8 protein-coding genes and 1 other annotated feature are annotated in these 12998 nt (G+C 34.9%); of the genes, 6 read left to right on the forward strand and 2 right to left on the reverse strand.

Features of this window, described 5'->3' with window-relative positions; genetic code table 11:
* The first annotated feature begins 2 nt into the window (after window positions 1-2).
* Window positions 3-1049 (forward strand): ABC transporter substrate-binding protein, encoded by a 1047-nt coding sequence (locus SUCMO_RS0104545; RefSeq protein ID WP_019879345.1) that lies wholly within the window; start codon window positions 3-5, stop codon window positions 1047-1049.
* 153 nt (window positions 1050-1202) lie between these two features.
* On the opposite strand, the gene SUCMO_RS0104550 is transcribed toward SUCMO_RS0104545, so the two are convergent.
* Entirely contained in the window at window positions 1203-2375 is a 1173-nt protein-coding gene (locus SUCMO_RS0104550) for a pyridoxal phosphate-dependent aminotransferase (RefSeq protein WP_019879346.1), read from the reverse strand.
* A gap of 64 nt (window positions 2376-2439) precedes the next feature.
* Window positions 2440-2638: a binding site (T-box leader), on the reverse strand.
* Between the two features lie 386 nt (window positions 2639-3024).
* Between SUCMO_RS0104550 and SUCMO_RS0104555 the strand changes: the two genes are divergently transcribed.
* On the forward strand, window positions 3025-3822 hold the full coding sequence (locus tag SUCMO_RS0104555) for a metallophosphoesterase (RefSeq protein ID WP_169336615.1): 798 nt from the start codon (window positions 3025-3027) through the stop codon (window positions 3820-3822).
* 77 nt (window positions 3823-3899) lie between these two features.
* Here SUCMO_RS0104555 and SUCMO_RS0104560 read toward each other — a convergent pair whose 3' ends face one another.
* Window positions 3900-4814, reverse strand: a complete 915-nt coding sequence (locus tag SUCMO_RS0104560) for a chemotaxis protein (protein WP_019879348.1) — start codon at window positions 4812-4814, stop codon at window positions 3900-3902.
* Window positions 4815-5037: 223 nt separating this feature from the next.
* Between SUCMO_RS0104560 and guaB the strand changes: the two genes are divergently transcribed.
* From guaB to SUCMO_RS0104580, 4 genes are all read left to right on the forward strand, one after another.
* The gene (gene guaB / locus SUCMO_RS0104565; RefSeq protein ID WP_019879349.1) at window positions 5038-6501 is read left to right on the forward strand and encodes an IMP dehydrogenase; all 1464 of its coding nucleotides are present in this window, start codon (window positions 5038-5040) and stop codon (window positions 6499-6501) included.
* 24 nt (window positions 6502-6525) lie between these two features.
* Window positions 6526-7305, forward strand: a complete 780-nt coding sequence (locus SUCMO_RS0104570) for an enoyl-CoA hydratase/isomerase family protein (RefSeq protein WP_019879351.1) — start codon at window positions 6526-6528, stop codon at window positions 7303-7305.
* A gap of 334 nt (window positions 7306-7639) precedes the next feature.
* A complete protein-coding gene (gene nifJ, locus SUCMO_RS0104575; protein ID WP_019879352.1) occupies window positions 7640-11149 on the forward strand; it encodes a pyruvate:ferredoxin (flavodoxin) oxidoreductase in 3510 nt (1169 codons plus the stop codon).
* Window positions 11150-11301: 152 nt separating this feature from the next.
* Window positions 11302-12912 (forward strand): Na/Pi cotransporter family protein, encoded by a 1611-nt coding sequence (locus SUCMO_RS0104580; protein ID WP_019879354.1) that lies wholly within the window; start codon window positions 11302-11304, stop codon window positions 12910-12912.
* Window positions 12913-12998 lie beyond the last annotated feature (86 nt).

Below are 12998 nucleotides of genomic sequence, written 5' to 3' on the forward strand. Positions count from 1 at the left end.
TTATGACAAAAAGACAAATGCTGTTAGTTGGCTTAATCATAATGTTTTCAGCGCTTTTAATAGGTTGTGGCGGAAAAAAAGAAAAACAGGTGTTGAATTTATATAGTTGGGCAGATAATTTTAATCCAACGGTAATAGCTGATTTTGAGCAAAAATATAATTGCAAGGTTAACTACGATGTTTTTGCAAACAATGAAGAAATGCTAGCTAAAATTCAAGCTGGTGGTTCGCAATATGATTTAATTCAACCATCTGACTATATGGTTCAAACAATGATTAAGCTGAATTTGTTGGAAGAATTGCGGAAAGATAATTTGCCGAATCTTAAAAATATGACAACATATTTTAAAACTCCACCTTATGATCCACAGGGGAAATATTCTGTGGTTTATGCTTGGGGTGTTACAGGAATTGCATATAATAAAAAATATGTAAAACAGACGCCAGAGAGCTGGAGTACTTTGTGGAATACAGAATATAAAGGTAAAGTTATAATGCTGAATGATTCGCGCGAAGTAATAGGTATGGGTTTAAAGAAAAATGGCTACTCTAATAGTTCTAAAAACGACGCTGAAATAGAAATGGCAGTAAATGATTTAAAAAGAGCAACTCCTAATGTTTTGGCTTTTGATACGGATACAATTAAACAAAAGTTTATTGCTGAGGAAGGTTGGATTGGAACAATGTGGTCAGGTGATGCTGTATTTGTAAATAAAGATAATAAAGATATAGCTTTTATTGTTCCGAAAGAAGGGACGACTATTTGGGCAGATACTTTTGCAATACCTAAAGGCGCAAAGAACCGTGATTTAGCCGAAAAATTTATCAACTATATGTATGACACCAAGGTCAGTGTAAAGAACTATGAGGAAATTGGTTATATTAACCCAAGTGAAGTAGCTTTCAAAATGCATTCAGAAGCTTATAGAAATAACCCAATTATTAAAGAAGCTTTAAAAGCAGTAGCTTCTAGTGAATGGTTAGCAGATATTGGTGATAAGGTAACTACTTATGATCGTTATTGGACGGAAATCAGAACTGGTAAATAAATAGGGAACGCTCTTTCTCTAGCAAAAATATTGGCAAAGAGAAAGAGCGTTTTATGTTGATTTAAATAATTTTACAAATAATATTTATAGTAAAATTATTTGGGGTATTTAGATAAAGCAAAAGAGATATGTTGAATTTTTAAAATATCAGATTTATTTACTGACAAATTCATCAATTCTTGTAAGAGCTAGTTTGAGATTTTCCGTAGTGTTGCAATAAGCACAGCGAATATATCCTTCACCACAAGCACCAAAAGAATTTCCAGGAATAACAGCAACTTCTTTTTGCAACAACAATTGTTCAGAAAAATCCATGCTACTTAGATTGGTTTTCTTTATGGAGGGGAAGATATAGAATGCGCCTTGAGGCTCTAAACAACTGAGACCGATTTTTTGAAAGCCGTGGTACATAAGTAAACGACGTTCATTGTAAACTTCGATCATTTGCTGACGCTCTTTTTTTGCGTTTTTGATTGCTTCTATTGCGGCAATCTGAGCTGTTATGGGAGCACATAAAATGGTATATTGATGTATCCCTACCATAGCTTCAATAACCTCATAAGGCGCAACTACAAAGCCGATGCGTAAACCAGTCATTGCGTAGGCTTTGGAAAAACCATTGAGTAAGATGGTACGTTCTTTCATACCTGGCAAGCTGGCGAAAGAAACATGCTGTCCGTTGTAAGTTAGATGCGCATACAGTTCATCGGAAATAACTATTAAGTTGTGTTTTTGAGCAAAATTTGCGATTGCGGTTAATTCTTGCATGTTCATCGTAGAGCCAGTGGGATTAGTGGGATAACCGATCAATAGAACTTTGGTTTTGGACGTGACTGCGCGCTCTAAATCTTCGATTTTTACAACGAAATTATTATCAGCGTAAGTTGGAACTGCTACGGGGGTTGCTCCGGCTAAGAGAACACAAGCTTTGTTTGCAACGTAACAAGGTTCTGGGAGCAGAACTTCATCGCCAGCAGAAACTAAAGTACGCATTGCTAAATCTAATCCTTCGCTTACCCCAACTGTAACTAAGATTTCTTTTTCGGGATTATAGCTTATGCCGAAAGAGTCTTCAAGATCGCTAGCAATAGCACGTCTAAGATTAATATCACCATAGCTAGAGGTATAGTTTGTTTGTCCTTTGACAAAAGTTTCAATACACTTATCTCTAATGTTTTCCGGTGTTGCAAAATCCGGCTCCCCCACACCCAAAGAGATTACATTTTTATTAACATTAATAATTTCTAAAAATTTTTTCAAGCCTGAAGTAGGTAAAGATTTTACTGCTGGAGAAAATAACATAGACCAATTTGGTGTTGTAGACATAAAGATACCGCCTTTCCGATATTGATATAAATTTTGAGCTGAAAATAAAAAAGCGTCCTACAAAATGTAGGACGCGAAAATGCGTGGTACCACCATACTTCGTTAAATAAAAAATTTAACCTCAAATGCTGATAACGGCAGCAACCGATGTGTTCTTCGCACATTGCTCAGGGGTGGCTTTCTTTGTTGCTTTTTACCATTTCTCACTTACATGGCTCACTTTGAAAAAAATCACAAATACTTCTTCCCATCATTGCGTAACTGTATTAAAATGTAATAATAAAGTATCATGTAATAATAGTTTTGTCAACAACTTTTTGGAGGGATTATGGGTATATTAATTTTTTTGTTACTATATTTACTAGTGCATATATTTTTAAGCGGACAATTATTAAAATTGTTCTTAATCAAAAATAAGATGAAGAAAATTATATTTTACGTTTGTTATTTTTTTGTTGCTTTTTCCTATTTATGGTCAAGAAATTTACCACAATTTATATCAGGTCAGATTGTAGATAAGGTTGCGTTAGTTGGTGGATTAGTTATAGCGAATACATACTATACTGTCTTACTGATTTTATTTTACAAAATTATCTTACGGTTTTATAAATGTGAGTGCGTGCTAACGGTTTCAAAAACAAAAAAAGCAATGGTACTTATTTGTTGTTTGCTGGCAATTAATATTTACGGAATATATAATGCTCAGCGGCAAGTTGTTACGGAATATGTATTGTTTAGTGATAAACTTGGGCAATTAAAAGAAATAAAAATTGTAATGGTAAGTGATATTCATTTGGGCAAGGTTACAGAGCAAGAATTCAGTAGGCAATTAGTGGCGAAGATAAATTCGCTCCAGCCAGATTTAGTTCTTTTAGTCGGTGATATTATTGATTCAGATTTAGAGAGTGTGCAAAGAAAAGAACAACTATTACCGTTTAAAAATATTAAAGCACAGCTAGGTATTTATGGGGTAATGGGAAATCACGAATATATAAGTGGTAATTCGAAAGCTGTTTTACAGCTTTTACAAGCAAATAATATTCAAATTTTGATTGATGAAAAAATTCGATTGAATGAAACTGGGATAGTGTTATTTGGTTTGGATGATGAAAGTCGAGAAAAATTTAAAAATAAAAATTCTATAATTGTCTTAGATAAATTAAATGTTTCAGATTACAATATTGTAATGGATCATCAGCCGAAAAGAATTAAACGCATTAGCGAAATAGTAGGTGTTGATTTATTGCTTAGCGGCCATACACACCGCGGTCAATATTTTCCTAATAATTATATAACACAAAGTATTTATTTAAATGATTGGGGACTAAAAGAAATAAATAAACTTACGAGCATTGTTTCTTGTGGTTATGGAAATTGGTCAGCGCCGTTAAGATTAGGTAGTAAGCCAGAAATAGTAGTAATGAAAATAATAAATAGCACTAAATAAAATCACTAAACAAGGACTAAAAACCAGCACTGCCTATTTTTATAGGTAAGTGCTGGTTTTTTATTAAGCTTGCATATTTAAAGGATGTTTTTATCAATTGTAGCAATAAGACGATCAATTTCAGGTTTGGATACTTGGTCAGTAGCACCAATTCCTTCACCTTTGCGACGATTTTCCTCATTTATTAAAGATGAGAAAATAATGATTGGCAATTTTTTTAAGCCCGCGTGTTCTCTAATTCGTTTTATGAGATGATGACCATCCATTTGTGGCATTTCGATATCAGTTATAATCAACTGAATTTGAGTGGCGATATCTTCACTCTCGGCTTTTAATTCTAATAGCTTGTTCCAAGCTGCCAAACCGTTATTTTCATAAATTATATTTTTATAGCCGGCTGAATGCAAAGTTTCAATAATAAGTTCTTTTAAAAGCGGTGAATCCTCAGCCAAGAGAATCGTTTTATTAGCACGATGTGATTCTTCGCTTACCGTTGGAGTTTTAACTTCATGGAAATTTCTATTAATTTCAGGATTTGTTTCAGCAATGATTCTTTCAAAATCAAGTAGAATAACCATTTTATCATCTAATTTAATTATCCCAACAACTAAGTGGGAATTTGCTATTTCAGGAGCTGGCTCCATTTTAGTCCAAGAAATTCTATGAATTCTAAATACATCATCGACTAGAAACCCTGCACGGTAATTGTTTAGTTCACTAATAATTATTCGTTTTGGATCAGTATTGGTCATTCCTAAACAAGTTGCGAGATTAATTAGAGGAATAACTTTACCACGTAAAGTGAATACTCCGTCTACAAAAGGATGCGCGCTAGGAATTTGAGTTATATCTACTAAATTAATTACTTCGCGTACTTTAGCGACATTAATGCCATATGTAGTGTTGCCAATGGAAAATTCAACTATTTCAAATTCATTGGTGCCGGTTTCCAGTAAAATTTGGCTTTTTGATTGGTTGTCGTAATTACTCATTCAAATCATCCTTTCGATTAAATTACATCTAATCAATATATATAAGTTAATTATATATTATAATATTGGGAAATACTAGGGCTAGCTAATTAAATAGTCAGGAAAAAAATATAAATTTTTGTTACATTTGTTATTATTTTTTAAAAAAGTACTGGATTTACCTTTAAAGTTATGGTATCATAGATAAAATAATTTCAAGGTACTATTAAAGGGGGCTTATCCAGTGCGAGATGACAAGTTTTTAAAAGAAGGATTAACATTTGATGATGTATTATTAATTCCAGCAGAGTCAAATGTATTGCCTAGAGATGTAAGTGTTAAAACCAGATTAACCAATAAAATCAATTTAAACATTCCGATTATTAGTTCTGGCATGGACACGGTTACTGAAGCTAAGATGGCAATAGCTATAGCTAGAGAAGGTGGCTTGGGCGTAATCCATAAAAATATGAGTATTGCGGAACAAGCTCACGAGATAGACAAAGTTAAACGCTCTGAACATGGAATAATTGTAGATCCGATTTTTTTATCGCCTAGTAATATTTTGCAAGATGCTGTTACATTGATGGAAAGATATCATATTTCAGGAGTTCCAGTTACCGAAGATGGTGTTCTTGTAGGGATATTGACTAATCGCGACTTGCGTTTTGAAACTGATTTATCGAGAACAATTGGTCAATGTATGACTAAAGAGGAATTAATAACTGCTCCAATAGGTACATCGTTGGAAGAAGCTAAAGAATTATTGAGAAAACATCGTATTGAAAAACTACCATTGGTTGATGAAAATGGATTACTTAAAGGTTTGATAACCATAAAAGATATTGAAAAAAATAAAAAATACCCTAATGCTGCAAAAGATGTAAAAGGTAGATTATTGGTAGCGGCAGCTGTGGGTGTAGGCGCAGATATGATGGAGCGAGTTTCTGCATTGGTGGCCGCTCATGTTGACGCAATTGTTGTAGATACAGCACATGGACATTCTCAAGGCGTTTTAGATTCTGTAAAAAGAATAAAAGGGGCTTATCCAGAATTAGATGTTATTGCGGGCAATGTTGCCACTGGAGAGGCTACTGAGGCTTTAATTAAAAGTGGAGCAGATGCTATAAAAGTAGGCATTGGACCAGGATCTATCTGTACAACTAGAGTAATAGCAGGAATTGGGGTACCGCAAATCACGGCTATATATGATTGTGCTAAAGTAGCACGAGAGTATAATGTACCTATAATAGCGGATGGTGGTATAAAATATTCCGGAGATATTGCTAAGGCAATAGCTGCTGGAGCTCAAGTTGTTATGGTGGGCGGCTTGTTAGCTGGAACAGAAGAAAGCCCAGGAGAAACTATAATATACCAAGGTCGTTCTTATAAAGTTTATCGTGGTATGGGTTCTTTGGGTGCGATGGAAAAAGGTAGTAAGGATCGTTACTTCCAAGATACAACTAGCAACGTTGATAAATTAGTACCAGAGGGAATTGAAGGTCGTGTGCCTTATAAAGGGTATGTTTCAGAAACATTGTATCAGTTAGTTGGTGGCTTAAGGGCTGGCATGGGCTACTGCGGTGTAGGTAGCATAGAAGATATGATTGTAAAAACTAAATTTATAAAAATGACTGGTGCGGGATTAAAAGAAAGTCATCCTCATGATGTAATTATTACAAAAGAATCACCTAACTATAGTTTATAATAATTTAAAAAGAAGGTGCCTTTTATGGCTGGAGAGATCTTATTTGAAATAATAGATGAAAAAATAGCCTTAATTACCTTAAATAGAATGGCAAGCCTAAACTCATTGAATGGTAGTTTAGTTCAAGAGTTTAACAAGGTATTAGATGAATGTGCGAACAACAAAAAAATACGTAGTGTTATTTTAACTGGTGCGGGAAAGGGTTTCTGTGCTGGAGGCGATTTAAGTTATTTAGAAAGTTTGCAAGAAGAAAAACAAATAAGTTCATTTATTGCTGATGTGGGCTTATTAGCTGAAAAAATTTATCGTTTGTCTAAGCCAGTTGTTGCCATGGTTAATGGTGTAGCTGCTGGAGCTGGTTTTAATTTGGCGTTAGCGTGTGACTTGATTTATGCTGCTGATACGGCGCGTTTTTCCCAAAGTTTTGCAAAAGTAGGACTAATTCCAGATTGTGGGGGGTTATATTTCTTGCAAAAGCAAATCGGACCTTATAAAGCTAAACAATTGATGTTTACTGCGGAGCTTATAGATTGTGAGCAGGGATACAAACTGGGATTTATTAATAAAGTCTGTAAAGCAGAGTTTTTGTATCGAGAGACGCTAGAATTAGCTAAGAAATTGTCTAACGGAGCTCCTTTAGCTATAGGTTTGATAAAACAGTATCTTAATGAAGATGGTAAAACTTTAGAAGAAATTCTTGAAATAGAAAAAGAGCAACAGACTATTTGTTTAAAAACAGCCGATTTTGGAGAGGGTGTAAGTGCTTTCAAAGAAAAAAGAGAACCTGTTTTTATAGGAAAATAAAGATACTAATGCCACTAGTAGCAAATTAAATGCTACTAGTGGCATTAGTGGTATATAAGGAAAAATATATATATGTTATTAAATTGCAAGAATTGCTTTCAAAAAATATTTATAGTATAATGGCATTAGTATTGTATACACAAAATACATAATACAAAATCTGCAAATCCAAAGAACTTTGCTTAATTAGAACAAATTTAATGACAAATATCTAGTAATGAAGTATAATTATTTACACTAATTAGTGCAGATAATTAGTTTGGATTGTTGAGAAGATTGGTCTCTTAAGTGTTCAAAGTAGGATAATTTTTTTATAACAATTGGAGGGATTACAATGGCAAAAAAATGGAAAACTATGGATGGTAATACAGCTGCGGCGCATATATCTTATGCTTTTACAGATGTTGCGGCAATTTACCCGATAACACCATCTTCACCAATGGCGGAAAGTGTAGACGAGTGGGTTGCAGAAGGGCGAAAAAATATTTTCGGACAAACCGTGAAGGTAATGGAAATGCAGTCTGAAGCTGGTGCAGCTGGTGCAGTACATGGTTCTTTACAAGCTGGAGCTTTAACGACGACTTATACGGCTTCACAAGGTTTGTTATTAATGATTCCTAATATGTATAAAATTGCTGGAGAATTGCTTCCGGGAGTGTTTCACGTTTCGGCTAGAGCACTGGCAGCTAGTTCTTTAAGTATTTTTGGTGATCATCAAGATGTTATGGCGGCGCGTCAAACAGGGTTTGCCATTTTATCTGAAAGCAGTGTCCAAGAAGTTATGGATTTAAGTGCAGTAGCACATTTAGCGGCAATTCGTGGCCGTGTTCCATTTTTAAACTTTTTTGATGGGTTTAGAACGTCACATGAAGTACAAAAAATAGAAGTTTTAGATTATGAAGATTTGGGTAAATTACTGGATTGTGAGAAAGTATCTGAATTTAGAAGACGAGCTTTAAATCCAGATCATCCTGTAACTAGAGGAACTGCGCAAAATCCAGATATTTATTTCCAAAGTCGGGAATCGGTAAATAAATTTTACTTGCAATTACCAGAAATTGTTGAAGGCTATATGCAAGAGATTAATAAATTAACTGGACGTGATTATCGTTTATTCAATTATTATGGCGCGGCTGATGCTGAAAGAGTAATCATAGCTATGGGGTCTGTTTGTGAAACAATTCAATCAACAGTAGATTATTTAAATGCGCAAGGACAAAAAGTAGGACTGTTGAATGTGCGCTTGTATAGACCATTCTCTATCGAACATTTCTTGAAAGAAATGCCTAAAACTGTTAGAAAAATTGCAGTTTTAGATAGAACAAAAGAGCCAGGTAGCTTTGGAGAACCATTGTATCTTGATGTGCGTGCAGCATATTATGCAAGTACTAATCAACCAATAATTGTTGGTGGCAGATATGGTCTTGGTTCTAAAGAGGTCCGTCCTTCAGAGATTTTAGCAGTTTTTGAAAACTTGAATGCTAAAGAAATTAAAAACAATTTTACTGTAGGAATTGTAGATGATGTAACTTTAACTTCTTTAGAAGTAAAAGAAGATATTGATACTACTCCGGCAGGAACTACTGCTTGTAAGTTTTGGGGATTGGGTTCTGATGGTACTGTTGGTGCTAATAAAAGCGCAATTAAGATTATTGGTGACCATACAGATATGTATGCGCAAGGTTATTTCTCTTATGATTCTAAGAAGTCTGGCGGGATTACTGTATCGCATTTGCGCTTCGGGAAAACTCCAATTAAAGCACCGTATTTAGTTGATAAAGCTGATTTTGTAGCCTGTCATAATCAGGCTTATGTATACAAATACAATGTGTTATCGGGATTGAAAAAACAAGGTACTTTCCTATTAAATTGCATTTGGAATGCAGAAGAACTAGAAGAAAATTTACCAGCTAAAATGAAACGCTATATTTATGAAAAGAAAATAAAATTCTACACTTTAGACGCAGTTAAAATAGCTCAAGAAATAGGTCTTGGTGGCAGAATTAATATGATTATGCAAGCGGCATTCTTCAAATTAGCGAATATTATACCTGTAGAAGATGCGGTAAAATACTTAAAGGATGCAGTTATTGATTCTTATGGTCTAAAAGGACAAAATGTTTTAGATATGAACTTTGCTGCAATTGATAAGGGCGTACAAGCAATTGTAGCTGTAGATGTTCCTGAAAATTGGAAAGATGCTGTAGATCCAGCACATGAGTTTGCGGCACGCCCTGAATTTATCGAAAAAGTTGTAGAACCAATAAACAAACAAGAGGGAGACTCTTTGCCAGTTAGTACCTTTGTTGGTCGAGAAGATGGCACTTTCCCTTGTGGTACTGCAGCATATGAAAAACGTGGTATTGCTATCAATATTCCTGAATGGCAAATTGATAAATGTATTCAATGTAATCAATGTGCATATGTTTGTCCACATGCGGTAATTCGTCCAGTGTTGTTGTCTGAAGAAGAAGTTACAGCTGCACCAGAAGGATTTGTGAGCAAACCAGCAGTTGGTGCCAAAGGATTAAACTTTAGATTAGCGATCTCTCCACTTGATTGTACTGGTTGTGGAAATTGCGCTCAAGTTTGTCCAGCAAAAGAAAAAGCTTTAATTATGAAACCATTATCTACACAAGGTGCTCAAGAAGCTCTTTGGTATCATGCAATGAGCATTCCAGTAAAAGCAAACCCAATGAATAAAAATACTGTAAAAGGTTCGCAATTTGAACAACCTCTACTAGAATTCTCGGGTGCTTGTGCAGGATGTGGCGAGACTCCTTATGCTAGATTAATTACGCAACTTTTTGGCGACAGAATGATGATTGCTAATGCTACGGGGTGTTCTTCAATATGGGGAGCAAGTGCGCCGGCGACACCTTATACCACTAACGCATTAGGACAAGGTCCATCATGGGCAAATTCTTTATTTGAAGATAATGCAGAGTATGGTCTTGGAATGTATTTGGGTGTAAAACAAGTACGAGAAGCCCTATTAGCTAAGATGCAAAAAGCTTTGACGATGAATATTAGTTCAGAATTAAAAGCGTCTTTACAAGATAATGTTGATAATATTGATAATGGCGAAGGCACTCGTGCTAGAGTTGCTAAATTAATTGCCGCTTTAGAAGCGGAAAAAGCAGGTAATGCTTTATTAGAAGAAATTTATCATGACCGTGATTATTTAGTAAAACGCTCTCATTGGATATTTGGTGGTGATGGTTGGGCTTATGATATTGGATTTGGCGGTCTAGATCATGTTCTTGCTTCAGGAGAAGACGTAAATGTTTTAGTATTTGATACTGAAGTTTACTCTAATACCGGAGGACAGTCTTCTAAATCAACTCCTACTGCAGCTATTGCTAAATTTGCTGCAAGTGGAAAGAAAACTAAGAAGAAAGATTTAGGCATGATGGCCATGACTTATGGTTATGTTTATGTTGCACAAATAGCCATGGGCGCAGATAAAAATCAAACTTTAAAAGCTATAGCTGAAGCTGAAGCTTATCCAGGGCCTTCATTAATTATTGCGTATTCTCCATGTATTAACCATGGCTTGAAGAATGGTATGGGCGCAAGTCAAGAGCAAACAAGATTAGCTGTAGAGTCAGGTTATTGGGATATGTACAGATATAATCCAATGCTTAAACAAGAGGGTAAAAATCCGTTTACCCTAGATTCTAAAGAACCTACGGGAGATTTTAGAAAATATTTGATGAGCGAAGTGCGGTACTCTTCATTAACCAAACAATTCCCAGAAATTGCTGATAAATTGTTTGAAAAAACAGAAGCAGACGCTAAAGAAAGACGTAATAATTACAAAAAGTTGGCAGAACAACAATAAAACAAGAATAGTGTAAATGCTTGCTGGAGGCTATTCCAATAAAAAAATTTTGGAATAGCTCCAGTTTTTTTTTCGGGAAAATTACTGCGAAAGTTTTATAATTATGTTAAAATATTTAGGGTGACAATGAATTCAAATTTGATGGAGGTTATATGCAAACTCATATTTTTGCTTTTTTAGGTGGCTTAGCATTATTTATTTACGGAATGAAGTTAATGGGGGAAGGATTACAAAAAGCTGCAGGCGATAAAATGCAGCGTTTTTTGAGTGTTTTAACCGGAGTGACAGTTGTTGGTGTGTTGGTAGGGACGATAGTTACAGCTGTTATCCAATCTAGTAGTGCAACTACCGTAATGACAGTTGGGCTTGTAAATGCTGGCTTGCTAACTTTAAAACAAGCTTTCAGTATTATTATGGGAGCCAATATTGGTACGACGATGACGGCTCAGTTAATCGCGTTTAAACTAACCCATTATGTGAAACTAATTTTAGCATTAGGCTTTGCCCTTAATTTTATAGCTAAAAACAAAAAGCATAAATATATTGGGCAGGTTATTCTTGGTTTTGGTATTTTGATGTTGGGGATGGAAATGATGGGAGATGCAGTTCTGCCATTGAAAGACTATCCTGGTTTTGTGGAGTTTATTAAAAACTTTAACCATCAACCTTTACTAGGGGTTTTAGTCGGAATTGTTATGACGGTGGTTATTCAATCTAGCAGTGCTACTATTGGGATCTTGATGGCTATGGCTTCCCAGGGATTGGTACCTTTAGAAGGCGCAATACCTGTTTTATTAGGAGATAATATTGGAACCTGTATTACGGCGATATTAGCAGCAATTGGTACAAATATTACAGCAAGACGTACAGCTTTGGCGCATGTAATGTTTAATGTAGTAGGTGCTTTTGTATTTATTTTATTTATGGACTACTTTATAAAATTTGTTTTGACAGTTTCACCAACAGGTGATTATGCTCGACAAATTGCTAATGCACACACGGCATTTAATGTACTTAATGCGTTAATTTTTATTCCTTTTTCAGCAAAGTTTGTTGAGGGAATTTGTCACTTATTACCGGGGGAGGAAAAAATTGTTTCGCGCAAACCTCTTTTTTTAGATGAAAATATGCTAGATACTCCACCAATAGCAGTATCATTAGCATCTAAAGAGATAGTGCGTATGGCTAATTTAGCTAAGGATAATTTGAGTATGGCAATGCAAGCTTTATTTGAACGTGATGAAAAAAAAGCACAGTATGTTTATGAACATGAACCAGTAATTGATTCTTTAGAAGAAGAAGTTACTTTATATTTAACCAAAATGTCCGAAGTAGTTATGAGCCAAGAACTTTCAGGTCGCCATACAGCGATGTTACATGCTTGTAATGATATTGAGAGAATTGGAGATCACGCAGAAAGTTTAGCAAAACAAGCAAGTTTATTGATTGAAGAAAATAAATCAGTGTTCTCAGAAGCAGCTTTACAAGAGATGCGGGAGTTAACTGTATTGGTAGAAAAGTGTTATGATTTTGCTATTTCAGCTATGGAATTAGATGATGAAGAAATGGCGAGAAAATCTTTGGAAGTATCAGATGAAGTGAGAGAGTTGCATCGTAAAATTCGCAAAAATCATATTCATCGTGTAAATGAAAAACAATGTAATCCAGTAGCAGGATTTATGTTGATAGAAATGTTGGTAAATTTAAAAAGAATAAGTGATCACTCCCGCAATTTGGCGCAACTTGTCTTGGGGATATTTTAGTTGCTTACTTGTAAAGAATATGTAGATATGTTAAGATATACTGAGTGATTTTTAAAAATTAGTCTTTGATGAAGAGATTTAAGGGG

It is taken from the genome of Succinispira mobilis DSM 6222, from assembly GCF_000384135.1.
In the GTDB taxonomy this organism is placed as follows: domain Bacteria; phylum Bacillota; class Negativicutes; order Acidaminococcales; family Succinispiraceae; genus Succinispira; species Succinispira mobilis.